Below are 25,492 nucleotides of genomic sequence, written 5' to 3'. Positions count from 1 at the left end.
GGAGGGTCTCACCTCACGGGCTCGAGACCGAGCCGCCGTTGGCGATGGTGAGCGTGAAGTTCTCCGCGCCGCACGAACCGCTGATCGGCAGGTGGTTCCCGTCACCGGCGTACGTGACGAGCCACTTGTAGGTCGATGCGCTCGCCGTGGCGATCTCGAAGGACGAGTTGGCCGTGACGGCCGTCCCCGCGCCGCTCAGCGCCTTCGTCTCGGTGTACGCCGGGGTTCCGGTGCACGTCGAGCTGGCATAGAGCGAGAACGTCACGTTGCCGCTGGGCGTCCCGCCCACGCCGGCGGTGACGGTGACCGAGTCCTGCGGCCGGAGCGTCTGCGCCGTGGTGAGGGAGGCTGGTGCCCTCGTGACCATGCTGGCCTCGTTGGCGTCGCCACACGTCCCGGAGGCCGGGTCGTTCTGGCTGTTGCCCGCGTAGCTGGCCACCCAGGCGTACTTGCCCGGAGCGGTCGGCGTGAAGGCCGTGGCGGTGGCGGTGGCGGTCGTGCCCGTCGAGCGGGTCGCCGCGACGGTGCTCGTGGCGGCAGCGATGAGGTTGGCACCGGTGCCCGAGTCCACGCACGACGTCGAGGTGATCGTGTCGCCGGCGGCGAACGGACCGTAGAGCTTGAACGTCACGTTCCCCGGAGCGATGCCGCCCGAGGGGAAGTAGCCGTTCGAGATCGTCGCGACGTCACTGATCGAGGTGCCGAGGACGACGGTGGCGGTCGCCTGGGTCGTCAGCGACGGGTGTGCCGGAGCGGCGACGACATCCTCGTTGACGTCGGTGCACCCGGTGTTGTGGCTGGCCGCGTTGTTGTTCGGCGCGTTGCCGCTGTAGGAGGCCACCCAGTGGTACGTGCCGGGTGCTGCGGCCAGGAACTGCGGACTCGGCGTGTTGTAGGTGCCGTTCCCGCTGACGGTGACGGCGCTCGAGGTGTAGGCGACGGTCGTGCAGTCGTCCGGACCGTAGAGCGTGAACGTGATCGTGCCACCCGCGGCCGCGCCTGCCGTGTTGGTGGTGTTGATCACCGGGCTGGCGGGCTGGGTCGCCAGGCCGCTGATGCTCGCCTGGTCGGTGATCGCCTCGCCGATGTTGACGTCCGCGCCCGCCGTGGTGCCGAGCGTCGGGGTGACCGGGTCGACGGTGAAGCACTCGGTGCTGCTGGAGTCGCTCGAGCTGGGGATGCCGTTGGCCGAGTCGCCGCCGAAGGTGGCGCGCCAGCAGTAGCGTCCTGCCGAGGTGACGTATGCCGTCGGGGAGAGGACCGTCACGGGGTAGGCCGTTCCGGTGAGGTTCGTCGAACCCACCGACGTGCCGCCCGAGGTGCACAGCCCGGGTGAGTCCACCTTGCACAGGGAGAAGGCGACCGAGCCGGCTGGGGTGGCCGTGCCTCCGGTGAGGCTGACGACGGCAGAGTCCTTCACCGGGACGACGCCGGTCCCGATGGACAGGTTGCCCACGATCGGGTTGCCGGCGCCCGTCTTGGGCGTCGTCACGGTCGTGGAGGTGCAGTTGGTGATCGGCGGCGCGTTCTTGAGGATCGTGTCCTTGTAGTCGGCCGTGTCGGAGTTGCCGGTCACGGTGCTCGGGATCGTGTTGGCGAACGACTTGCATGCCGTCCCACCGCCGAAGATCGTGGCGGTCAGGTCGACCGCCGCCTCGCCCTTGAAGCCGTCCGTGCTGAAGGCGGCCTGCGAGACGGTGGCGTCGAGCGTCGTCCCGGCGCTCAGGGTGAGGTTCGGCTTGGTGCCGGACCACGTGCGCAGGATGAGGTCACGACTGCCACCCTGCTGGTCCCAGAGGATCATGAAGTCGCCGGCCCGGCGGTTGGCCCACGGGTTGCAGCTCGCGGTGAGCTGCGCGTCCGTCGCGGTGTCGTAGGCGCAGGCGGCAGGAGGTGGGTCCTGCATGAACTCGTACGCGATGAAGCCGCTGCCGCTGTTGGCGTCCCGCTCCCACGCGAAGTAGAGCCAGTCGTGGCCGGTGCTCGTGTCACGCTCGGTGTCGAGCCACGCGTTGCGCAGGTCGACCTGGGCGTTGGGGTTGGTGAGCCCCAGCATCGGGGACGTGGCGTTGTGGATGACGCCGATCTTCGTCGTGTTCGAGTTGATCGGCCCGAGCTCCTTGACGTTGCCCGAGAGGTCGGTGAGCTGGGTCGTGCCTGCGTCGGGCACGACGCCGTCGATGGTGAACGGGCCGTCCGCGGCCCGAGCGATGAGCGGGTTCATCAGGACTCCCGCCATGACCAGCGCGGTCGCCGCGAGCATGCCCGTGGCCTTGCGCCTGAAGCTGCGATGTGTCCGTCCTGCCGATGTGCTGGACTTCCCCCGAGACACGATCCATGAACGATTCATGCTGCGTCTCCAATGTGTGCCGGTTGTCCGGCCCCCGATCCGGGTGGAGAGCATCCGTCGACGGTGTGCCTGCGGCTCGGGTGGCAGAGAGGACCACGAGAGCTCCGCCCCCACGGAGTCGCCGCGCAGGGCCGACCGGTGCTCAACTCTCGACGTTAAGCACGTGGGTCGGGCCGCACAGCGGTTCCCAGGATCCCGTCCCTTTTGCGATTGAAGTCCGCAACGAAGTCGCGAACTGTCCTGCCTTTCAAGCCATTCCGCGAAATGCCCGCCTTTAGACCGGGAAACCCACGTGCGCCAGAGCCTGCCGGACGAGGACGCCGTGCGAGCCGGGCATCTCCCCGCGCACGGCCAGCGACGCGGCCTCCTCCGGCGTGACCCAGGAGAGGTCGAGGGCGTCCTGCTGCGGCCGGCAGTCACCCATGACGGCGACGACGAACGCGAGCGAGACGGCGTGCTGCCGCGGGTCGTGGAAGGGCGTGACGCCGGGCGTCGGGAAGAACTCGGCGACGGTGAACGGCTGCGGCGACAGGGGGATGCGGGGCAGCGCCATCGGACCGAGGTCGCTCTCGACGTGCCGGGTCAGGGCGTCGCGGATGCGCTCGTGGTAGAGCACCCGACCGCCGACGACCTCCTGGCCGATGCCGCCGTCGCTGTCGGCGCGGAGCAGCAGCCCGACGTGGGTGACGACGCCGCGGTCGTCGACGCGGACCGGGATCGCGTGGACGTAGAGGATCGGCAGTCGGTCACGGGCGTTGTCGAGGTCCTCGCGGCTCAGCCACGCACCCGTCGTGTCCACTTCGGTCATGACGTCATCCTGCCAAACGCGTGAGCCGAGCCCGGGCGCGGTCCATCCGCGGCGCGTCGGAGGTCACCGGAGCGATCGGATCCACGCCCAGAGGACGGCCCCCGAGCGGGCGAGCTGTCCCCGGTCCACCACGGCGGGCACGTCGGTGGACGAGTGGTACGCCGCATACGGCACGCTGCCGATCCGGACGGCGGGGATGCCGACCCGCTCGAACGACACGTGGTCGCTCGCCCTGTTGAGGCAGGCCCTGGTCGCAGCGACGCGGGACGCCGCACGACGGATCGCGTCGGCGAGGGAGGGGTCGGCGCCCGCGACGTGGCACACCGGCACCGCGGTGGCGCGCACACCCACTCGGTCGAGAGCGACCATGCCGCGGACCGCACGTCGTTCGGGCGCACCCAGTCCGGCGACGAAGTGCCGCGAGCCGAACGCGTACAGCGTGCCGTTGCCGCCGCGCGCCTCCTCGGCGCCGAACGCGACGAACCGCACGGGGAGCGCGCCGGGCTGCTGGCGCGTCATCCGGGCCACCTCGGCCATGACCATGAGCCCGGACGCGTTGTCCTCGGCCCCGGGCGACTGCGGCACCGTGTCGAGGTGCGCACCCACGACGACGTGCGGCTTGGTGGGGTCGAGGCCGGGCGGGTCGGCGACGACGTCCACCGTCGTGCCGGCGGGGACCCGCACGCCCCACGACACCCCGGCGGGCACGGCGACGGGCTGGAGGGTGACGCGGTAGCCGGACGCACGCAGTCGGCCGGCGACGTAGGCCGCGGCCCGGTCGCTCGCGCGGCTCGCAGCGTCGCGCGGACCGATGGCCGCCAGAGCACGTATGCCGCCCAGCACCGTGTCGACGTCGAAGGGGTCCGCGACGGGCGGGACGACAGGTGAGGCCGCCGAGGGTGAGGGCGAGGGTGAGGCGGAGGGGGTGCTCGCAGTAGGAGTCGGTGTGGCGGCCGCCGTCGGCGCCGAGCGCGGCGAGGAGGTCGGGGCGGACGAGCCGGAGGCGCTCTCGGACCCGGGACCCGGCGTTCCGCCGGTGCACGCGGTCGCAGCCGCGACGAGGGCGACGACGGCCAGCGCGGTGCGCGACCGGCGCCGGCGACGGGTCGAGGCGGCCATCCGGCACGCTAACCCGGTCACCTGTGGGTAGGCCCCCCCGAGCCGCACGGTCGTGGAGATCCGCCGGCACCTGGTGCCGACAGGGCTCCACGACCCCGCGACGCGGGCCTCAGGCGCCGGGAACGGCGAAGACCTTGCCGGGGTTCATGATCCCGAGCGGGTCGAAGACGGCCTTGAGGCGGCGCTGCCGGTCGAGCTCCGCGTCCCCGAGCTCGAGGCCGAGCCACGGCACCTTGACCGATCCGATGCCGTGCTCGCCGGTGATGGTGCCGTCGAGCGAGAGCCCGAGCCGGATGAGGTCGTCGAAGGCCTCCCACGCGCGCGCCAGGCTGTCGGGGTCGTCGTGGGCGAAGACGATCGAGGGGTGCAGGTTGCCGTCGCCGCCGTGGCCGCTCACCGGGATGAGCACCGACCGGCGCTCGGAGATGGCCTCGATGCCACGGACGAACTCGGCGAGCCGGCCGATGGGCACGCACATGTCCTCGGCGAGGCGGCCGCCCATCGCCTCGAACGCGGTGCTCATGACGCGACGCCCCGCGAGCAGCGCCTCCGACTCCTGCGCGTCGTCAGCCACCGCGACGTCGGTCGCGCCCGCGGACTCAAGCAGGGCGGCATACCTCGCGACGTCCTCGGCGACGTGGCCCGGGCGGTCGGACTGGACGAGCAGGACCGCCGCGCAGTCGTCGGGGAAGCCGAAGTCCCCGAACGCCTGGATGGCCCGCACGCTCGTGCGGTCGATGATCTCGAGCAGGCACGGGCGGTGCGGGTCGCGGCGCAGCGCGACGATGCCGGCGACGGCGGCGTCGAGCGAGTCGAAGACGGCCAGGGCCGTCAGGGCGGCGTCGGGCGCCGGGTCGAGCCGCACGACGGCCTCGGTGACGACGCCGAGCGTGCCCTCGGACCCGACGAAGAGACCGGTCAGGTCGTAGCCGGCGACGCCCTTGGCGGTGCGGTGACCCGTGCGCATGACCTCGCCGCCCGGGAGCACGACCTGCAGGGCCTTGACCCAGTCGGACGTGACGCCGTACTTGACGCAGCACAGGCCGCCCGCGTTCGTCGCGATGTTGCCGCCGATGGTGCACGTCTCCCACGACGCGGGGTCCGGGCCGTAGAAGAGGCCGGCCGCCGCCGCCGCACGTTTGAGGTCCGCGTTGACGACGCCGGGGCCGACGACGGCATACCCCTCGAGCTCGTTCACCTCGTGGATGGTGTCGAGCGCCTCGACGTTGAGCACGATGGAGTGCTCGCTGGCGACGGCGCCGCCCGACCGCGACGTGCGCGCGCCCTGCGGGACGACCGGGGTGCCGGTGGCCTGGGCGTGCTCGAGCACGGCCACGACGTCGCTGACGTCGCGCGCCCGGACGACGGCGAAGTCCTCGGGCGGGGGAGCGAGGGCGACGGTCGCGTCGAGCGCGTACGACCGGCGCACGTCCGCGTCGGTGACCTCACGATGGGCGATCTGCTCGGGCAGGCTGGGCATGACGACAGGCTAGACTGGTCCGCACAGGCGTCGGAGCCGTGTATCAGCGGCGAGCCTCCGGAAGAACGGGGTCACCCTCCACGGCGGGTGACCCTCACTAGAACCGGACGGGTGGGCCCGTCACAGCCTTCGACAAGAGCGGTCGTACGCGGTCTGCCCGAGCGGGCGGGAGCGTGCGGCAAGCGGGGTGGTACCGCGGCAGCCTCCGGCAGGAGACGTCGTCCTCGTGGCAGAGACGAGCGACCAACAGACGCGAACGCAGGAGACCACGAGCATGACCTATCCCAAGGTCACCACGAACGACGCCGACCAGCCCACGACGGGCGGGGTCACGTCCAGCCCGCGCTTCCCCGAGATCGAGCAGCGGGTCCTGAAGTACTGGGACGAGGACGGCACGTTCATCGCCTCGGTCGAGGGCCGCGACGCGGGCACCGACGGCTCCAACGAGTTCGTCTTCTACGACGGACCGCCCTTCGCCAACGGCCTGCCGCACTACGGCCACCTGCTCACCGGCTACGTCAAGGACATCGTCCCGCGCTACCAGACGATGCGCGGCAAGCGCGTCGAGCGCCGCTTCGGCTGGGACACCCACGGCCTCCCGGCCGAGCTCGAGGCGCAGCGCCAGCTCGGCCTCAAGACGAAGCAGGACATCGTCGAGCTCGGCATCGACACGTTCAACGACGCCTGCCGCAGCTCGGTGCTCAAGTACACCGGTGAGTGGCGCGACTACGTGACGCGCCAGGCGCGCTGGGTCGACTTCGACCACGACTACAAGACGCTCGAGCCCTCCTACATGGAGTCGGTCATCTGGGCCTTCAAGCAGCTGCACGACAAGGGCCTCGTCTACGAGGGCTTCCGCGTCCTGCCCTACTGCTGGAACGACCAGACACCGCTGTCCAACCACGAGCTGCGCATGGACGACGACGTCTACAAGATGCGCCAGGACCCCGCCGTCACCATCGGCCTGCGCCTCGAGACCGGCGAGCTCGCGCTCGTGTGGACGACGACGCCGTGGACGCTGCCGGCCAACCTCGGCATCATGGTCGGCCCGGACATCGACTACGTCGTCGTCGAGTCCGACGTCACCGGCGCCACCGAGCGCTACGTCATCGGTGCGGCCCGGCTCGCGGCCTACGCCAAGGACCTCTTCGGGCCCGACGTCGACCTGTCCACCCTGGACGAGCGCGTCGTCGAGCGGCTCACCGGCAGCGACCTGCTCGGCCGCTCGTTCACGCCGCCGTTCTCCTACTACCAGGGGCACGAGCGCGCGCACCACGTCTTCCCCGCGGACTTCGTCACCACGGAGGACGGCACCGGGCTCGTCCACACCGCCGGTGCCTTCGGTGAGGAGGACAAGATCGTCACCGACGCGGCCGGCATCGAGCCCGTCGTCCCCGTGGGCGCCGACGGCCGGTTCCTCTGGCCCGTCACCGACTACGAGGGCATGCACGTCTTCGACGCCAACGCCCACATCATCGACCACCTCAAGGCGGCGACGCGGGGCGAGGGGGAGACCGGCTCGGTGACGGCCGGCACGGTGCTGCTGCGCCGCGAGACCTACGACCACAGCTACCCGCACTGCTGGCGCTGCCGCGAGCCCCTCATCTACATGGCGGTCTCGTCGTGGTTCGTCGAGGTCACGAAGATCAAGGAGCGGATGCTCGAGCTCAACCAGGAGATCGAGTGGACGCCCTCGCACATCAAGGACGGCCAGTTCGGCAAGTGGCTCGCCAACGCCCGCGACTGGTCCATCTCGCGCAACCGCTTCTGGGGCAGCCCGATCCCGGTGTGGAAGTCCGACAACCCGGAGTTCCCGCGCCTCGACGTCTACGGCTCGTTCGAGGAGCTCGAGCGTGACTTCGGCGTCGAGGTCACCGACCTGCACCGCCCCTTCATCGACAGCCTGACGCGTCCGAACCCCGACGACCCGTCCGGCCGGTCGACGATGCGCCGCGTGGAGGACGTCCTCGACGTCTGGTTCGACTCCGGCTCGATGAGCTTCGCCCAGGTGCACTACCCGTTCGAGAACGCCGACTGGTTCGAGCACCACTTCCCGGGCGACTTCATCGTCGAGTACATCGGCCAGACGCGCGGCTGGTTCTACACCCTGCACATCCTCGCGACGGCGCTCTTCGACCGACCCGCCTTCAAGACCTGCGTCAGCCACGGCATCGTGCTCGGCTCGGACGGGCAGAAGATGAGCAAGTCGCTGCGCAACTACCCCGACGTCCGCGAGGTCTTCGACCGCGACGGCGCCGACGCGATGCGCTGGTTCCTCATGAGCAGCCCGATCCTGCGCGGCGGCAACCTCGTCGTCACCGAGCAGGGCATCCGTGACGGCGTGCGCCAGGTGATGATCCCGCTGTGGAACGCGTGGTCGTTCTTCTCGCTCTACGCCAACACCGCGCGCGGTGGCGAGGGCTACGAGGCCAAGCGCTCGACGAGCTCGACCGACGTCCTCGACCGCTACCTGCTGGCCAAGCTGCGCGAGTTCGTCGGCGACATGACCGAGCAGCTCGACGCCTACGAGATCGCGGCGGCGTGCGACACGATGCGCGGCTTCCTCGACGTGCTGACCAACTGGTACATCCGCCGCTCCCGCGACCGCTTCTGGGGCGGGGAGACCGACGAGTCGCTCGCGGCCTTCGACACCCTGTGGACCGCGCTCGAGACGGTCACGCGGGCCACGGCGCCCCTCCTGCCGCTCGTGACCGAGGAGATCTGGCGCGGCCTGACAGGCGAGCGCTCGGTGCACCTCGCCGACTACCCGACCGTCGACGACCTGCCTGCCGACCACGAGCTCGTCGTGGCGATGGACCGGGCCCGGGAGATCTGCTCGACGGGCTCGAGCCTGCGCAAGGCCCGAGGCCTGCGCGCGCGGCTCCCGCTCGCCGAGCTGACCGTCGTCGCGGCCGAGCCCGCGAGCCTCGAGCCGTTCCGGGCGATCATCCAGGACGAGCTCAACGTCAAGGCGCTGACCCTCGTCGACGTCGCTACGGCGAGCGAGGCCGACTTCGGCGTCAGCCAGCGCCTGACCGTCAACGCCCGCGCGGCCGGGCCGCGTCTGGGCAAGGACGTCCAGCGCGCCATCAAGGGCAGCAAGTCGGGCGACTGGACCGTCGACGCCGACGGCACGGTGACCTCCGGGGGCCTCGCGCTCGTCGAGGGCGAGTACGCCCTCGAGACCGTCGTCGCCGGTGACGCCGACGCGGGGGCCACGGCCATGCTGCCCTCGGGTGGCTTCGTCGTGCTCGACACGACGGTGACGTCCGCACTGGCCTCCGAAGGCCTGGCCCGAGACCTCGTCCGGGCGGTCCAGCAGGCCAGGCGCGACACCGGCCTGCACGTCAGCGACCGCATCAGCCTGACCGTCCAGGGCGGGGCCGAGGTGTTCGAGGCCACGGTGACGCACCGTGACCTCATCGTCGGTGAGACGCTCGCGACGCAGTTCGCCGCTGCCGGACCCGACCACGCCCTGCCCGACGGGCTGCCGGGCACGCCGACCGACGTCGTCGTCGGCGACAACCACCCCGCGACGATCGTCGTGGTCAAGCGATGATCGCCGCGAACCGCGAGGACGAGCTGGAGGCCGCCGACGTGAGCCCGACCCCCGACGACGACCCGACCCCCGGCCCCACCGACTCCGGGACCCGCACCGACACGCAGCCGACTGACGGGGTCGTGGTGCGCGGCGCCGTCGGCGACGACCTGGCGGGCGTCCTGTCCGTCGGGCACCGCACCTGGCTCGCGACCTACGAGCCGATCGCCGGACCCGAGTACGTCGCCATGGGCCTCGCGAAGTGGTGGACGAGCGACGTCGTCACCGACTCCATCCGCAAGGGCCGCACCCTCGTGGCCGTCCAGGGTGACGAGGTCGTCGGGGTCGCGACCTTCGGCCCCCAGGACGAGTCCTTCGTCCTGTGGAAGCTCTACGTCCTGCCCGGGCACCACGGGCACGGGATCGGCTCCCGCCTCATGGACGCCGTCGTCGAGCGGGCCCGCGAGAACGAGCACCCGCGCATCACGCTCTCCTACCTCGAGGGCAACCAGCAGGCGGCGCGCTTCTACGCGCGCCACGGCTTCGTCGAGACGCACCGCGAGACGCCGGGGTCGGGCCTGCCCGAGAGCGTGTGGATGGTCCGCGAGCTCGAGAAGGGGGAGCCGTCATGAACGGCCGCCCCGACGCCGCTGCCGTCGAGGCCGCGCGCAACCTCGAGGAGATGAAGCGGATGCGCGAGATCGAGGAGGAGATCCTCGCGCGGGCGCCCGAGAACGACATCGGTCCGTCGCTGGACCGCATCCGCGCTGTCATGGAGCTCGCCGGCGACCCGCAGCGCACCTATCCCTCGATCCACCTGACCGGCACGAACGGCAAGACGTCGACGAGCCGTATGATCGACTCGATCCTGCGCGAGACCGGGCTGTCCACCGGCCGGTTCACGTCGCCCCACCTGCATGACATCCGTGAGCGGATCACGCTGTCGGGCAAGCCGATCCCGCGTGAGAAGTTCATCGCCGCCTACGACGAGGTGGCGCCTCTCATCGAGCTCGTCGATGCCCGGTCGCTCGAGTCGGGCGGTCGCCGGATGAACTTCTTCGAGGTGCTCGTGGCCCTCGCCTACGCCGCGTTCGCCGACGCCCCCGTCGACGTGGCGATCATCGAGGTGGGTCTCGGCGGCTCGTGGGACGCCACCAACGTCATCGACGCCCAGGTCGCCGTCGTCACCCCGGTCGACCTCGACCACACCCACCTCCTCGGTGACGACGTCGTCTCCATCGCCGAGGAGAAGAGCGGCATCATCAAGGCCGACTCCGTCACCGTCTCGGGCGTGCAGGACGAGGACGTCGCGCGCGTCCTCATCGACCGTGTCGAGGAGGTCGGCGGGGCCCGGATCGTCTTCGAGGGCAACGACTTCGGTGTCCTTGCGCGCGAGGTCGCGATCGGCGGCCAGCAGGTGTCGATCCGGGGGCTCGCGGGGGAGTACGCCGACCTCTTCCTCCCGCTCCACGGCGCGCACCAGGCGAGCAACCTCGCCACCGCCGTCGCGGCGGTCGAGTCCTTCCTCGGGGGAGGCGAGCAGCGCATCGAGCCAGACGTGCTGACCGCGGCCGTCGCCGGCATGACCTCGCCGGGGCGCCTCGAGATCGTCCGACGGTCTCCGACGGTCCTCGTCGACGCGGCACACAACCCGCACGGCGCCCGTTCCCTCGTGGCCGCCCTCGGGGAGGCGTTCTCCTTCACCCGTCTCGTCGGGCTCGTCGGCATCGTCGCCGACAAGGACGCCGCCGGGATGCTCGAGGTGCTCGAGCCGGCCCTCGACCACATCGTCGTCACCCGCAGCTCCTCACCACGCGCGATGCGGCCCGAGGCCCTCGGTGCGCTCGCCGTGGAGCTCTTCGGCGAGTCCCGGGTCACGGTCGTCCGCGACCTGCCGGACGCCCTCGAGCAGGCCGTGACGATCGCCGAGTCCGAGGGCATGGGTGGCGGTGTCGTCGCCACCGGGTCGGTCATCACCGCGGGCGAGGTCCGGATGCTCCTCGGCCACACCGATCTCTGACCCGACCACCCCGCGACCCCGACCTAGGCTGGCCCCATGCACCCCCTGGTGAAGCTCGTCCTCATCGTCATCATCGTCGTCCTCGCGATCGTCGTCTGGGGACGGGTCATGGGACGCAAGGACCCCGACCGTGAGCTCGTCGGCCTGACCGACACCGTCCGCGCCAGGGTGAGCCGCGAGATCAGCGCCGGTCACAAGATCAACGCCATCAAGATCTACCGCGAGGCGACCGGGGCGCCGCTCGCCGACGCCAAGCGGGCCGTCGACAGCTGGTTCGTCCCGGGCCAGGGGCCGGGCGTTCGCGACGCCGCGGCCTCCTACACCGACGGCCGGCTCACCGACGAGGCCCGGTCGCGGATCAGCGAGCTCATCCTCGCCGGTCGGCGCGAGGACGCGATGAGCCTCTACGCCGAGGCGACGGGGGCGAGCGGGGCCGAGGCCCAGGCCATCATCCGCACCTGGGACACCACCCAGAACTACTGAGCCCACCGGCACGAGACCACCGAGGCGAGACCCACTCCGATGCGTTCGATCATCTTCTACGGCCAGACCGGCAAGTTCACCTTCCGCATGCTCGCGACCGTGCTCGGCGGCCAGGCCATCTGCATCCTGCTCGGTGCCCTCGTGGCCCGGGCCATCGCGGCCACCGACGAGGGAAGCGGGCCGAGCACGGCATACCTCGTCGTCGGCCTCGGGCTCGGCGCGCTGAGCATCGTGGCCGCCGGCCTCATGCGCCGCCCGTGGGGCGTCACGCTGGGCTGGGTCGTCCAGGCGCTGACCCTGCTCAGTGCCCTCGTCGTGCCGATGATGCTCATCGTCGGTCTCTTCTTCCTCGCGCTGTGGGTCACCTGTCTCGTCAAGGGCGCCCAGGTCGACGCCGTCGTGGCCCGTCGTGAAGCGGCCGCGGCCGACGGCGAGGCGGCCGATAGGGTGGACGGGTGACCACCGAACGTTCCCTCGTCCTCGTCAAGCCCGACGGTTTCCAGCGCGGCCTCACCGGTGAGGTGCTGCGTCGCATCGAGGGGAAGGGCTACCGACTGGTCGCTCTCTCCGTGCTGACGCCGACCCGCGAGCAGCTCGCCGCGCACTACGCGGAGCACGAGGGCAAGCCCTTCTACGAGCCGCTCGTCGAGTTCATGAGCTCCGGCGCCGTCACGGCGGTCGTCGTCGAGGGCGAGGACTGCGTCAAGGGCTTCCGCAACCTCGCCGGCGCCACCAACCCGACGGAGGCCGCGCCCGGGACGATCCGCGGCGACCTCGGCCGCGACTGGGGCACCAAGGTGCAGCAGAACATCGTGCACGGATCCGACTCCCACGAGTCCGCCACACGCGAGATCGGCATCTGGTTCCCCGATCTCGAGGGCTGATCGGGGCACAATCGCGGCATGACCTCCCGACCGTGGCTGCGCCCCTTGGGGCGTGACCTCGCGATCGACCTCGGCACCGCCAACACCCTGATCCACGTCCGGGGTCGCGGGGTCGTCGTCGAGGAGCCGTCGGTCGTGGCCGTGGAGGTGGGCACCGGTCGCCTCGTCGCCGCCGGCACCCGGGCCAAGGAGATGCTCGGGCGAGCACCGGGCACCATCCGGGCGGTCCGGCCGCTGCGTGACGGCGTCGTCTCCGACGCCGACGAGACCGAGCGCATGCTGCGTTGGTTCATCGACCAGGTGCGCACCTCGCGACTCGTCCGCCCCCGCATGGTGCTCTGCGTGCCGAGCGAGGTGACCGGTGTCGAGCGCCGGGCCCTCGAGGACGCCGCGACCCGGTGCGGCGCGCGCCGCGTCTACATGATCGAGGAGCCGATGGCGGCCGCCATCGGTGCCGGCCTGCCCGTCTACGAGACGGCCGCGAGCATGGTCGTCGACATCGGCGGCGGCACGACCGACGTCGCGGTCATCAGCCTCGGCGGCATCGTCACGTCGAACTCGCTGCGGATCGCCGGTGACGAGATCGACGAGGCCCTCATCGGCTACGTCAAGAGCGAGTACTCCCTCCTGCTGGGGGAGCGCAGCGCGGAGGACATCAAGGTCGCCGTCGGGTCGGTCTTCCCGTTGCGGGAGGAGCTGACGACGCGCCTGCGCGGACGCGACCTCGTGACCGGTCTGCCCAAGACGGTGCAGGTGAGCTCGGTCGAGGTGCGCCGGGCCATCGAGACGCCGGTCCTGCAGATCATCGAGCTCGTCCGGGCGACGCTCGACGTGTGCCCACCCGAGCTCGCCGGCGACATCCTCGACCGCGGCATCACGCTGACCGGGGGAGGTGCCCTGCTGCGCGGCCTCGACGAGCGGATGCGCCACGAGCTCGGCGTGCCGGTCCAGGTCGCCGACGACCCGCTCCGGGCCGTGGCCCGCGGTGCCGGCCGGTGCGTCGACGAGTTCGCCGGCCTCGAACGCGTCCTCGTCGGGGACCACCGCCTCTAGTCGCATGCAGCCGACCGTCCGCCGCCGCCTCCTCGTCGTCCTCGCCTCGCTCACGGTCGCCCTGCTCGTCGCAGACCTCGCCCACCTCGCGGTCGCGGACGGGGTGCGCCGAGCCGGCGGGCTCGTGCTGGGGCCGGTGCAACGTGCGCTCGCCGGAGCGCCGCGCGACGACCTCGCCGCCATCGAGAGCGAGAACGTCCGTCTGCGGGCCCTGGCGGCTGACCAGCAGCACCGCCTCGACGAGCTCGGACGGCTCGACGAGCTGCTCGGCGGGGGCGCCGCCACGGGGCGCACCCTTCTGCCGGCCCGCGTCGTCGCTACCGACGTCAGCGCGCTCGGCGGCCGGAGCGTGACGATCGACGTCGGCTCCCGGGACGGGGTCAGGACCGACTCGACGGTCGTGGCCGCCGACGGTCTCGTCGGTCGCGTCGTGTCCGTGTCGCCGTGGACGAGCGACGTGCAGGTGCTCGGCAGCGCCGACTCGGTCGTGGCGGTGCGCGTCGGGCCCGCCGGCACGCTCGGCACGGTCTCGCCGCCGGCGCCGGGGGACTCGGAGTCCCGGCCCCGCGGCTCGCTCCGGCTCGTGGGCATCGCGCCGTCCACTCCCGTCGTCGGGGACGTCGTGCGCACCCTCGGCAGCGTCGACGAGACGCCGTATGCCGCCGGGATCGTCGTCGGCACCGTGAGCGCCGTCGACCCCGACCGCGGCCAGCTGACGCGTGGTGCCACGGTGCGGCCGAGCGTCGACCCCGACGCGATCGACGTCGTCGCCGTCGTCGTCCCGGTCGCGCGCTCGACCCCCCGCTCGCCGACGGGCGCCCGACGATGAGGCCGACGCTGCTGGGAGTGCTGCGGACGGCATACGTCCTCGTGGCGGCGCTCGTCGTCGCGACGCTGTTGCCGCGCCTCGGTGCGGAGCCCCGATGGGTGCCAGACCTCGTGCTCGTCGGGGTCGTGGCGACCGCCGTGCTCCGCGGTCCGGTGCACGGTGCCCTCGTGGGGCTGCTGGCCGGGTGGGTCGTCGAGCTCGTGCCACCCGTCGGCAGCCCGCTCGGGCTGGCCCCGCTCGTCATGATGCTCGCGGGGCTCGTCGCAGGCTTCTTCCGCAGGTCGTCGTCGCGCTCGCCGCTGCGCGCCCCGGCGGCGCTGCTCGCCGCCGCTGCCGTCGTCCTCGTCGGACGCCTCGGCTCGGCCGTGCTCGCCAAGGGCAGCGTGGAGCTGGTCGACGGGGTGTGGCGGCTGCTCGTGACGGTGCTCGTCGGCGGTCTGCTGCTGCCGGCCCTCCTCGCCCTCGACCGGGCCCTCGTGCGGCGGAGACTCGGGTGAGGCGCGGCTCGCGCCGGCGGGTCGGCGTCGCCGGTGTCGTGCTCGTCCTGCTCGTCACGCTCTTCGGCCTGCTGCTCGGCCGTCTGGGACAGCTCCAGCTCGTCGACGGGCCCGAGCTCGCCCGCGCCGCGGTCACGGTCAACACGCGGACCGTCACCGAGCACGCCCTGCGCGGCCGGATCCTCGACCGCAGCGGCACGCCCTTCGTCGCCAACAGCTTCGACACCGTCCTCACGGTGCAGCGCTCGGTGCTCGTCGGGTCGGACGACGGCGGACGCGACCTCGTGACCCGCCTCGCACAGGCCGTGGGGCAGCCGTTCGAGCGTCTGTGGGGCAAGACGATGCTGTGCGGCACGGCGGGGGCGCCGCCGTCTCCGGCCTGCTTCAACGGGTCGCCCTACGTGCCGATCCCCGTCGCGACCGGCGTCGACGCGCGCCGGGCGCTGACGCTGCTCGAGCAGCCCGAGAAGTACCCCGGTGTCGGCGTCACGACCGAGCCCGCGCGGGCCTACCCCCGGCCCGACGGAGCCCTCGCCGCCCACCTGCTCGGCTGGGTCGCCCGAGCCGGCGCCGACGACGTGACCGGGAGCGGGGGGCGCATCGACGCGGAGGACGTCGTCGGGCGCTCCGGACTCGAGGCGCAGTACGACGGGGTGCTGCGCGGCACGAACGGGCGCACCGTCGTCGCGATCGACCCGCGTGGCATCGTCACCGACACCGTCAGCTCGGTCGCCCCGGTGGCCGGACGCGACGTCGTGACCCACCTCGACGCCGGGCTGCAGGCCCGCACCGAGGCCGCGCTCGTGCGAGCCGTCGCGTCGGCCCGGGCGCAGAAGCTGCGCGCCGACACGGCGGCCGCGGTCGTCGTGGACGTGACGAACGGTGCGGTGGTCGCGGCGGCCAGCTACCCGTCCTACGACCCCGCCGTCTTCTCCGGCGGCATCAGCACGACCGAGCTCGCCCGTCTCACCGACGCTCGGACCGGCTCACCACTGCGCTCCCGGCTGACGGCCGAGACGTTCCCGCCGGCGTCGACCTTCAAGGTGATCTCGGTGCCCGCTGCCGTCAGCTCCGGGGCCCGGCTCGACGGGACGTACGACTGCTCGCCCAACGTCTCCGTCGGCGGTCGGCTCTTCAACAACTTCGAGTCGCGGGGCTACGGCCCCATCGACCTGCACCGCGCCCTCGTCGTCTCGTGCGACACCGTCTTCTACCGGCTCGCGTATGCCGCGTGGCTCGAGCAGGGCGGTCTCGCCGCGCCGGTCGGCGCCGCCGACCCGTTCGTCTCGATGGCGAAGGCCTTCGGGCTGGGGCGGCGCACCGGCGTCGACGTGCCGGGCGAGGCGGCCGGACGGGTCCCCGACCGAGCCTGGAAGGAGCAGTACTGGCTCGCGACGAAGGGCGAGACGTGCCGCCGGGCGAGCACGGGCTATCCGGAGGTCGCCCGCACCGACCGGGCGCGTGCCGACTACCTCAAGCGGCTCGCCGGCGAGAACTGCTCGGCCGGCTACCAGTACCGCGCCGGCGACGCCGTGAACTTCTCCATCGGACAGGGCGACACGGCCGTGACGATCCTCCAGATGGCGGGGGTCTACGCCGCGATCGCCAACGGGGGCACCCTGTGGCAGCCCCAGGTGGCGGCTGGCTACCGCACGGCCGCCGGCGCGACGACGGTGATCGCGCCGAAGCGCGTGGCCACGGTGCCGCTGCGACGCGACGTGCTGGCCTACGTCCGCTCAGCCCTGGGCGACGTGACCCGACCCGGAGGTTCGGCGGGCACGGCCTTCACCGGCTTCCCGCAGGACCGCTACCCGCTCGCGGGCAAGACGGGCACGGGCGAGGTCTTCGGCAAGCAGGCCACCGCCTGGTTCGCCGGCTACGGACCGACGACGAAGCCGAAGTATGCCGTCGTGGTCGTCGTCGGCCAGGGCGGCTCGGGCTCGAAGGTGGCCGCCCCTGCCGTGCGGCAGATCTTCGATGCGATCCTTGCCCTGGGGCTCTAGCCCCGTCCCCGTGGCTCCCGCCGCAGGGACCGACCGAGAGGCGCGTTCGTGGACGACTACCTGAGGAGCGACGCCCCGGTCGTCGAGGCGCTCGACCGGGCCTGGGACCGGAGCCGGCTCAGCGTCCGCACCCGGTTCGAGCGGCTCCGCTCGCGGGTCTTCCTCCTCGTCCAGTGCGCCGTCTCGGCGGGTGTGGCGTGGTGGCTCGCGACCGACGTCTTCGGCCACACGTCCCCCTTCTTCGCGCCCATCGTCGCCGTCGTCTGCCTCGGCATGTCCTACGGTCAACGGCTGCGCCGGGTCTTCGAGGTCGCGATCGGCGTGGCGGTCGGCGTCTTCACGGCGGACGTCTTCGTGCACGTCGCCGGCAGCGGGCCGTGGCAGATCGCCGCCGTGGTGCTCGTGTCGATGGCGATCGCCACCCTGCTCGACGGTGGCCCGGTCATCGTCACCCAGTCGGCCGTCCAAGGCATCGTCATCGCCGCCCTCGTCGCGAGCCCTGGCCAGGCCTTCGGCCGGTGGACCGACGCGCTCATCGGCGGCGGCATCGCCCTCGTCGCCGCGACGGTCGTGCCCCAGGCGCCGCTTCGGCGACCCCGGGTCGCGGCGGCCGAGGCCGTCCGCAAGATCGGTGAGCTGCTCCGCCGCGCGGCCGCGAGCGCGCACGACGGCGACGTCGAGGGGGCGGCCGAGGTGCTGGCCTCGGCCCGAGGCACCGAGTCGCTGCTGCGCGAGCTGCGACAGGCGGCCGACGAGGGGCTGTCGGTCATCAGCTCGTCGCCCTTCAAGCGTCACCACGCGGCCGGGGTGCGCAAGATGGTCGATCTCGTCGAGCCGCTCGACCGTGCGGTGCGGAGCACTCGCGTGCTCGTCCGCCGTGTCACGGTCGCGGTCGGTCGAGGGGAGCAGCTGCCGCCGGGCTACGAGACGCTTCTGCTCGAGCTCGCTGCGGCGACGGACATCATCGGACGTGCCCTGTCGGAGAACGCCTCTCCCGAGATCGGTCGGCCCGCGCTGCTGGCGGTCGCCGCGGCGACGGGGGAGGTGCCACGCACCCCGAGCCTCGCCACCGAGACGGTGCTCGCCCAGGTCCGCTCCACCGTCGTCGACCTGCTCCAGGTCACGGGTCTCGACGTCGACGAGGCCATCGCCGCCCTGCCGCCCGAGCGCCCCCGCGACGCCTGACAGACGTCGAGTGAGCGCCCCGTCCCACTCGAGTGAGCGCCCCGTCCCACTCGAGTGAGCGCTCGGTCACGCGCTCCGGGACCGGTGTGACGGCGTACTCACTCGACTGTGATCGGGCGCTCACTCGACTGTGGTTGGGCGCTCACTCGACGGGGAGTGGGGTGGGGGTGGGACGTGCGGAGGGCCGGGTCCTTGCGGACCCGGCCCTGCGGCATATGTGCTCGGACGCGTCAGGCGGAGGGTGTGTACTCGTGCGGCCCGACGGGCAGCTTCTCGACGCGGGGGTCCCCGGCCTCGGCGAAGTAGTCGGCCGGGATCGTCGCGTCCTTGCCCTCGGGCGCCTTGGCGGCCCGGAGCGCGAGCGTGAGGATCGCGGCGACGACGACGTTGAACGCGAAGGCGGTCACCGCGATGTAGCCGAGCTGGCCGATGAGCGGCATGTTCGCGACCGAGCCCGCGAACGGTGCACCGGTGGCCTTGTTCGTCACGTTGTACGCGGCCACCGTGCCGTAGACCATGCCGACGGCCCAGCCGGCGAGCAGTGCCCACCGGTGGAACCACCGCGTGTAGAGGTAGAACACGAGGGCCGGGAACGTCTGGAGGATCCAGATGCCACCGAGGAGCTGGAAGTTGATCGCGTTGCTCTTGTCGAGGGTGAGCACGAAGATCAGCGCGAACGCCTTGACGACGAGCGAGGTGAGCTTGCTGACCTTGGCTTCCTGCTGGACGGTCGCGTTGGGCTTGATCCACGCCTTGTAGATGTTGCGTGTGAAGGTGTTGGCCGCCGCGATCGACATGATCGCTGCCGGGACGAGGGCGCCGATGGCGATCGCCGCGAACGCCACGCCCGCGAACCACGACGGGAACATGTCCTCGAAGAGCTGCGGGATGACGAGCTGCCCGTTGACCTTGCCGTCGAGGCCGACCGGCTTCGTGCCCGCTGCGATGGCCACCCAGCCGAGCAGGGCGAGCAGGCCGAGCAGGAAGGAGTACGCCGGCAGGATCGAGGCGTTCTTGCGGATCGTGTTGCGGCTCTTGGCCGACAGCGTCGCCGTGATCGAGTGGGGGTACATGAACAGAGCCAGAGCCGAGCCGAGGGCGAGCGTGCCGTAGGCCCAGTAGGCCTTGGGGCCCGGGATGAAGACGTTCGGGTTGCCCGTCGCCGGGTTGGTCGTCGTCGTCATCTTCTTCTCGGCCGAGTCGAAGACATGGCCCCAGCCGCCGACCTTCGAGGGAAGGTAGATGACCGCGACGATGATGACGAGGTAGATGAGGATGTCCTTGACGAACGCGATGATCGCCGGAGCGCGCAGCCCCGAGGTGTAGGTGTAGAGCGCGAGGACGAGGAACGCGATGAAGAGCGGCAGGTCCTTGGCGACCCAGTTGTTGCCGCCGCCGACGCCCGCGACCTCGAGGACCGCCTGGATGCCGACGAGCTGGAGGGCGATGTAGGGCATCGTCGCGAGGAACCCGGTGACGGCGACCGCGAGGGACAGGACCCTGGACCCGGAGCGGCCCTCGACGAAGTCGGCGGGCGTCACGTAGCCGTGACGGTGCGACACCGACCAGAGGCGCGACATGAAGACGAAGATGATGGGGTAGAGGATGATCGTGTAGGGCACGGCGAAGAACCCGTTGACCGCGCCGAAGGCCCACATGGCGGCGGGGACCGCGACGAACGTGTAGGCCGTGTAGAGGTCGCCGCCGAGCAGGAACCACGTGATCCACGTGCCGAACGAGCGACCGCCGAGGCCCCACTCCTCGAGGCTCTCCATGCTCTCCGGGCGACGCCAGCGGGCAGCCCAGAAGCCGGCTCCGGCGACGAGGACGAAGAAGAAGATGAGCACGGTGAGGGCCACGCCGTTGACACCACCGGTGTCGGCCGCCGGTGCGACGGTCGGGGCGAGGGAGGGTGCGATGGCGGTCATCGGATGCCGTCCTCTCGGGGGAGGTCGTCGTCGAAGGAGTCGCCTTCGCGGCTCATCGGCACGTGGGGTCGTGCCTTGAGCACGATGCGGTACGCCGTGTAGGTCAGGGCCGAGCAGAGCACCACCCAGACGAACTGGTACCAGATGAAGAAGGGGAACCCGAGCACGCGCGGCTCGTCCTTGGCGTAGGTGCCGACGAGGAGCAGGGCGACGATGGGGATGGCGAGGAGCACGCCGGCGAGGGCCAGCAGGCCCTTGTTCGCCGGTGGCGCCTCGTGACGGTGCGGAGTGGTGCTCACGAGGTGACCTCCGTTGGTCGGGCCGGACGAGTGCGGCCGTGCGTCGCGGAAACTTACTCTCGCCACGGCGGCCCATGTGCTCTGCGACACAGCGAGTTGTGCGGTTCTGTGCAGATCGTGATGTGCGGGCGGGCACCCTCTCGGAGCGCTCCCGCTCACGGATAGGGTGTCGCCATGGCTGATTTCGATGTCGTTGTGCTCGGTGCCGGTCCTGGTGGCTACGTCGCGGCGATCCGCGCGTCCCAGCTCGGCAAGAAGGTCGCGGTCGTGGAGAAGCAGTACTGGGGCGGCGTCTGCCTCAACGTCGGCTGCATCCCGAGCAAGGCCCTCCTCAAGAACGCCGAGCTCTCGCACACGCTGACCCACGAGAAGGCGAAGTTCGGCATCGAGGGCGACGCCACGATGAGCTACGGCCCGACGCACGCCCGCAGCCGCAAGGTCTCGGAGGGCATCGTCAGGGGCGTCCACTTCCTCATGAAGAAGAACAAGATCGAGGAGATCGACGGCTGGGGCACCCTGACGTCGGCGTCCTCGATGGACATCGCCCTCAACTCGGGCGAGAAGCGCACGATCACCTTCGACAACCTCATCCTCGCGACCGGCTCGGTCACCCGCATGATCCCCGGAGTCGAGGTCAGCAAGAACGTCGTCACCTACGAGGAGCAGATCCTCGACCCCGAGCTGCCCGGCTCGATCATCATCGCCGGGTCCGGCGCCATCGGCGTCGAGTTCGCCTACGTCATGAAGAACTTCGGCGTCGACGTGACGATCGTCGAGTTCCTCGACCGCATGGTCCCCACCGAGGACGCGGATGTGTCCAAGGAGCTGCTCAAGCACTACAAGAAGCTCGGCGTGAAGGTCATGCTCGGCACCAAGGTCGAGTCCGTCGAGGACACCGGCTCGGGCGTCAAGGTCACGGTCAGCCCGGCGGCCGGCGGCGACCAGCAGGTCCTCGAGGCCGACCGGCTGCTGTCGGCCATCGGCTTCGCGCCGCGCACCGAGGGCTTCGGTCTCGAGGCGACGGGCGTCGAGCTCACCGACCGCGGCGCCATCGCCATCGACGAGTACGGCCGCACCAACGTCCCCAACGTCTACGCGATCGGTGACGTGACGGCCAAGCTCATGCTCGCCCACGTGGCCGAGGCCATGGGCATCGTCGCCGCCGAGACGATCGCCGGCGTCGAGACGATGGCCATCGACTTCGCCTTCATCCCGCGGGCGACCTACTGCCAGCCGCAGATCGGCTCGATGGGTCTCTCGGAGGCGCAGGCCAAGGAGGCCGGTCACGACGTCAAGACGGCGACGTTCCCCTTCTCGGCCAACGGCAAGGCGATGGGCCTCGGCGAGCCCGTCGGCTTCGTCAAGGTCATTGCCGACGCGGAGCACAACGAGATCCTCGGCGCGGCGATGATCGGGCCCGACGTCACCGAGCTGCTCCCGGTCCTCAACCTCGCGCAGACGTGGGACCTCACCGCGGACGAGGTGTCGCGCACGGTCTTCGCGCACCCGACGCTCGGCGAGGCCGTCAAGGAGGCCGTCCACGGCATCGCCGGCCACATGATCAACTTCTGAGCATCGCCCGGACAGGCGTGCGTATGCCGTCCGGCCGGCTCGCGAGGGCGCTCCCGTTCGTCGGGGGCGCCCTCGCTCGTCTGGGTGGCCCTCGACGGAGGTCCGTGGTCGACCACGAGCACCGAGCGGGCGGTCCGCCTCACGCTCGACCGGCTGCGGACGTCCTGAACGATCGCCCGACGCACGGGGTCGTGGGGCGAAGGCCCGGCGGACGGCATAGGACCCCTCCCGCACGCGAGCGGTGCGGGCCGGGGATGCAAGACGCCCCCGCGGAGACCGCGGGGGCGTCTGGTTCCAGCTGGTGGTGCGACCGATCAGTACCAGTGCTTCCGGCCACCGATGGCGCGACCAGACGCGCCGAGGATGAAGAGCACCGCGCCCACGACGACAAGAATGATGCCGATCGTGGTCAGAATGCTGATCTTGGCGAAGATGCCAATGAGCAGCAGGATGAGTCCGAGAACGATCATGGTGTCGCTTGTCTCCTTCAAGAGGGTTTCCCCGAGCAATCTCTGTCGTACCCGCGGGCCGGGCCCACCCAACACGGCGATGGTCACGAAACGGTCACGCGCTTCGGCAGGTCGGGCGGCCCCACCCTCCGAGGCTCGATTAGGGCGGCAGGTACCCCACTGTTACGCTTGGAGACGCCGTCGAACGGCCGCGGATTCGATAGCGCCCAGGTGGACATGCCCTGGAGCACCGCGCAACGAGATGAGAAGGAGTCGGTTCATCCATGCCTTTGGACGCTGACGTGAAGAAGCAGATCATGACCGAGTACGCCACGGTCGAGGGCGACACCGGCTCTCCCGAGGTCCAGATCGCGATGCTGACGCAGCGCATCAAGGACCTGACCGAGCACGCTCGGGCCCACAAGCACGACCACCACAGCCGTCGTGGTCTCCTCCTGCTGGTCGGCCGCCGCAAGCGCATGCTGCGCTACCTCGAGGCGACCGACATCGAGCGCTACCGTTCGCTGATCAAGCGACTCGGCCTGCGTCGATGAGTTCGTGACGAAAGGCGGTCACCGCGTCCTGCGGAGACCGCCTTTCGTCGTAGGTGCAGGCGGGCGACGCCCGTCGTCCGCCGCACCAGGGCCAGCCGGCCCGAAGAAGGAAACCACGCACACAACGACGATGTGCGCGGGCACATGAGAAAAAGAAAGCGAGGGCCCACATGGAGGGTCCAGACATCACCTTCGCCGAGGCCGTCATCGACAACGGCAGCTTCGGCACCCGCACGGTCCGGTTCGAGACCGGCCGCCTGGCCCGTCAGGCCGGCGGCGCCGTCACGGCGTACCTCGACGACGACACGATGCTCCTGTCGACGACGTCCGCCGGCAAGCAGCCGAAGGACCAGTTCGACTTCTTCCCGCTGACCGTCGACGTCGAAGAGCGCATGTACGCCATCGGCAAGATCCCCGGCAGCTTCTTCCGCCGTGAGGGTCGCCCGTCGACCGAGGCCATCCTCACCTGCCGCCTCATCGACCGCCCGCTGCGCCCGACCTTCAAGAAGGGTCTGCGCAACGAGGTCCAGGTCATCATCTCGGTGTTCTCGCTGAACCCCGACCACCAGTACGACGTGCTCGCCATCAACGCGGCCAGCGCCTCGACGCAGATCTCCGGCCTCCCGTTCTCGGGCCCCATCGGTGGCGTGCGTGTCTCGCTCATCGACGGCCAGTGGGTCGCCTTCCCGAACTTCTCCGACATCGAGCGCTCGGTCTTCGACATGGTCGTCGCCGGTCGTGTCGTCGGTGACGACGTCGCGATCATGATGGTCGAGGCCGAGTCCACCGAGTCGACGTGGGACCTCGTCAAGAACGAGGGCAAGCAGGCTCCGACCGAGGAGGTCGTGGCCGAGGGCCTCGAGGCCTCGAAGAAGTTCATCAAGCAGCTCTGCGAGGCCCAGGCCCAGCTCGCTGCCGAGGCCGCCAAGCCGGTCCAGGACTTCCCGATCTTCCTCGACTACGAGGACGACGTGTACGCCGCCGTCGAGTCCGCCATCGAGGCCGACACGACCGCTGCCCTCACCATCGCCGGCAAGCAGGAGCGCGAGGAGCGCCTCGACGAGATCAAGGCCGCCGTCAAGGCGCAGCTCGCCGAGCAGTTCGAGGGGCGTGAGAAGGAGGTCTCGGCCGCCTTCCGCTCCGTGCAGAAGAAGCTCATCCGCCAGCGCATCCTGCGCGACAAGGTTCGCATCGACGGCCGTGGCCTCGCCGACATCCGCGCCCTCGGCGCCGAGGTCGAGGTCCTGCCGCGCGTGCACGGCTCGGCGATCTTCGAGCGTGGCGAGACCCAGATCATGGGTGTCACGACGCTCAACATGCTCAAGATGGAGCAGCAGCTCGACACGCTGAGCCCCGTCACGCGCAAGCGCTACATGCACAACTACAACTTCCCGCCCTACAGCACCGGTGAGACCGGCCGCGTCGGTTCGCCGAAGCGCCGCGAGATCGGTCACGGCGCCCTGGCCGAGCGCGCGCTCATGCCGGTCCTGCCGACGCGCGAGGAGTTCCCGTACGCCATCCGTCAGGTGTCCGAGGCTCTCGGCTCCAACGGCTCGACGTCCATGGGCTCGGTCTGTGCCTCGACCCTGTCGCTGCTCAACGCCGGTGTGCCGCTGCGCGCCCCGGTCGCCGGCATCGCCATGGGCCTCGTGTCCGACACCGTCGACGGTGAGACGCAGTACGCCGCGCTCACCGACATCCTCGGTGCCGAGGACGCCTTCGGCGACATGGACTTCAAGGTCGCCGGCACCAAGGAGTTCGTCACGGCCATCCAGCTCGACACGAAGCTCGACGGCATCCCCGCGTCGGTCCTCGCCGGCGCGCTGACCCAGGCCCGCGACGCGCGTCTGCACATCCTCGACGTCATGGCCGAGGCCATCGACGTGCCCGACGAGATGAGCCCGTACGCCCCGCGCATCATCACGGTGAAGGTCCCCGTCGACAAGATCGGTGAGGTCATCGGCCCGAAGGGCAAGATGATCAACCAGATCCAGGACGACACGGGCGCCGACATCTCGATCGAGGACGACGGCACCGTGTTCATCGGTGCGGTCGACGGCCCCTCGGCCGAGGCGGCTCGCGCGGCGATCAACGCCATCGCGAACCCGCAGATGCCCGAGGTCGGCGAGCGCTTCCTCGGCACCGTCGTCAAGACGACGACGTTCGGCGCGTTCGTCTCGCTGCTGCCCGGCAAGGACGGCCTGCTGCACATCTCCGAGGTGCGCAAGCTCGTCGGCGGCAAGCGGATCGACAGCGTCGACGACGTCGTCAAGGTCGGCCAGAAGGTCCAGGTCGAGCTCAAGGAGATCGACCCGCGCGGCAAGCTCAGCCTCGCTGCGGTCCTCGCCGACGGTGACACCGGTGACTCGGCCGCCGAGGCCGACGCCCCGGCCACGGAGCCTGCCGACGCCTGATCGACCTCACGTCGACCGGTCCCGGTC

General features: G+C 70.9%; 21 protein-coding genes. 14 read left to right on the top strand and 7 right to left on the bottom strand.

The window, feature by feature from the left end:
• Nucleotides 1-13 precede the first annotated feature (13 nt).
• From H283_RS0106305 to H283_RS0106285, 4 genes are all read right to left on the bottom strand, one after another.
• Complete coding sequence (locus H283_RS0106305) at nt 14-2,263, bottom strand: hypothetical protein (RefSeq protein WP_020665705.1); 2,250 nt, start codon at nt 2,261-2,263, stop codon at nt 14-16.
• Between the two features lie 361 nt (nt 2,264-2,624).
• Entirely contained in the window at nt 2,625-3,158 is a 534-nt protein-coding gene (locus tag H283_RS0106300) for an NUDIX hydrolase family protein (RefSeq protein WP_028785370.1), read from the bottom strand.
• 63 nt (nt 3,159-3,221) lie between these two features.
• A complete protein-coding gene (locus H283_RS0106295; protein ID WP_156023024.1) occupies nt 3,222-4,277 on the bottom strand; it encodes a M28 family metallopeptidase in 1,056 nt (351 codons plus the stop codon).
• A 109-nt stretch (nt 4,278-4,386) separates the two neighbouring features.
• Nucleotides 4,387-5,757, bottom strand: coding sequence for an FAD-binding oxidoreductase (locus tag H283_RS0106285; protein WP_020142666.1), 1,371 nt, complete (start codon nt 5,755-5,757; stop codon nt 4,387-4,389).
• A 274-nt stretch (nt 5,758-6,031) separates the two neighbouring features.
• Between H283_RS0106285 and ileS the strand changes: the two genes are divergently transcribed.
• The 11 genes from ileS to H283_RS0106230 are packed head-to-tail and all read left to right on the top strand — an operon-like array spanning nt 6,032 to nt 18,249.
• A complete protein-coding gene (ileS, locus tag H283_RS0106280; RefSeq protein ID WP_028785369.1) occupies nt 6,032-9,316 on the top strand; it encodes an isoleucine--tRNA ligase in 3,285 nt (1,094 codons plus the stop codon).
• Nucleotides 9,313-9,927 carry a GNAT family N-acetyltransferase gene (locus H283_RS24230; protein WP_020142664.1) on the top strand — a complete coding sequence of 205 codons (615 nt, stop codon included), beginning with the start codon at nt 9,313-9,315 and terminating at the stop codon, nt 9,925-9,927. Before ileS ends, H283_RS24230 begins: the two co-directional genes overlap by 4 nt.
• Nucleotides 9,924-11,315 (top strand): folylpolyglutamate synthase/dihydrofolate synthase family protein, encoded by a 1,392-nt coding sequence (locus tag H283_RS0106270; RefSeq protein WP_020142663.1) that lies wholly within the window; start codon nt 9,924-9,926, stop codon nt 11,313-11,315. Before H283_RS24230 ends, H283_RS0106270 begins: the two co-directional genes overlap by 4 nt.
• A 36-nt stretch (nt 11,316-11,351) precedes the next feature.
• Entirely contained in the window at nt 11,352-11,798 is a 447-nt protein-coding gene (locus H283_RS0106265) for a hypothetical protein (RefSeq protein ID WP_020142662.1), read from the top strand.
• A gap of 39 nt (nt 11,799-11,837) precedes the next feature.
• Nucleotides 11,838-12,257 (top strand): DUF4233 domain-containing protein, encoded by a 420-nt coding sequence (locus H283_RS0106260; protein ID WP_020142661.1) that lies wholly within the window; start codon nt 11,838-11,840, stop codon nt 12,255-12,257.
• A complete protein-coding gene (gene ndk, locus H283_RS0106255) occupies nt 12,254-12,682 on the top strand; it encodes a nucleoside-diphosphate kinase (protein WP_020142660.1) in 429 nt (142 codons plus the stop codon). The genes H283_RS0106260 and ndk overlap by 4 nt, the downstream gene beginning before the upstream one ends.
• An 18-nt stretch (nt 12,683-12,700) precedes the next feature.
• Nucleotides 12,701-13,735, top strand: coding sequence for a rod shape-determining protein (locus H283_RS0106250; RefSeq protein WP_020142659.1), 1,035 nt, complete (start codon nt 12,701-12,703; stop codon nt 13,733-13,735).
• Between the two features lie 4 nt (nt 13,736-13,739).
• Nucleotides 13,740-14,564, top strand: coding sequence for a rod shape-determining protein MreC (gene mreC, locus H283_RS0106245; RefSeq protein WP_020142658.1), 825 nt, complete (start codon nt 13,740-13,742; stop codon nt 14,562-14,564).
• Nucleotides 14,561-15,061 carry a hypothetical protein gene (locus tag H283_RS28360; protein WP_028785368.1) on the top strand — a complete coding sequence of 167 codons (501 nt, stop codon included), beginning with the start codon at nt 14,561-14,563 and terminating at the stop codon, nt 15,059-15,061. The genes mreC and H283_RS28360 overlap by 4 nt, the downstream gene beginning before the upstream one ends.
• On the top strand, nt 15,058-17,064 hold the full coding sequence (locus H283_RS0106235) for a penicillin-binding protein 2 (RefSeq protein WP_020142656.1): 2,007 nt from the start codon (nt 15,058-15,060) through the stop codon (nt 17,062-17,064). Before H283_RS28360 ends, H283_RS0106235 begins: the two co-directional genes overlap by 4 nt.
• 48 nt (nt 17,065-17,112) lie before the next feature.
• Entirely contained in the window at nt 17,113-18,249 is a 1,137-nt protein-coding gene (locus H283_RS0106230) for an aromatic acid exporter family protein (protein ID WP_020142655.1), read from the top strand.
• A 230-nt stretch (nt 18,250-18,479) separates the two neighbouring features.
• Here the strand turns inward: H283_RS0106230 and mctP are convergent, their stop codons facing one another.
• Both mctP and H283_RS24225 read right to left on the bottom strand, forming a co-directional pair.
• Nucleotides 18,480-20,177: a monocarboxylate uptake permease MctP gene (gene mctP / locus H283_RS0106225; protein WP_020142654.1), complete on the bottom strand. Its 1,698-nt coding sequence runs from the start codon at nt 20,175-20,177 to the stop codon at nt 18,480-18,482.
• Nucleotides 20,174-20,476 (bottom strand): DUF3311 domain-containing protein, encoded by a 303-nt coding sequence (locus tag H283_RS24225; RefSeq protein WP_020142653.1) that lies wholly within the window; start codon nt 20,474-20,476, stop codon nt 20,174-20,176. Before H283_RS24225 ends, mctP begins: the two co-directional genes overlap by 4 nt.
• 174 nt (nt 20,477-20,650) lie before the next feature.
• On the opposite strand from H283_RS24225, the gene lpdA reads away from it, so the two are divergent.
• On the top strand, nt 20,651-22,048 hold the full coding sequence (lpdA, locus tag H283_RS0106215) for a dihydrolipoyl dehydrogenase (RefSeq protein ID WP_028785366.1): 1,398 nt from the start codon (nt 20,651-20,653) through the stop codon (nt 22,046-22,048).
• Nucleotides 22,049-22,362: 314 nt separating this feature from the next.
• Here lpdA and H283_RS28065 read toward each other — a convergent pair whose 3' ends face one another.
• Nucleotides 22,363-22,518 carry a DUF6131 family protein gene (locus H283_RS28065; protein ID WP_196805932.1) on the bottom strand — a complete coding sequence of 52 codons (156 nt, stop codon included), beginning with the start codon at nt 22,516-22,518 and terminating at the stop codon, nt 22,363-22,365.
• Between the two features lie 263 nt (nt 22,519-22,781).
• On the opposite strand from H283_RS28065, the gene rpsO reads away from it, so the two are divergent.
• Nucleotides 22,782-23,051: a 30S ribosomal protein S15 gene (rpsO, locus tag H283_RS0106200; protein ID WP_020142650.1), complete on the top strand. Its 270-nt coding sequence runs from the start codon at nt 22,782-22,784 to the stop codon at nt 23,049-23,051.
• Between the two features lie 170 nt (nt 23,052-23,221).
• Nucleotides 23,222-25,465, top strand: coding sequence for a polyribonucleotide nucleotidyltransferase (locus tag H283_RS0106195; protein WP_020142649.1), 2,244 nt, complete (start codon nt 23,222-23,224; stop codon nt 25,463-25,465).
• Nucleotides 25,466-25,492: the final 27 nt, after the last annotated feature.

The organism is Terracoccus sp. 273MFTsu3.1 (assembly GCF_000383675.1).
In the GTDB taxonomy this organism is placed as follows: Bacteria; Actinomycetota; Actinomycetes; order Actinomycetales; family Dermatophilaceae; genus Terrabacter.
Note: the sequence above shows the minus strand (reverse complement) of the source record. Positions and strands in the feature narration are given on the sequence as shown.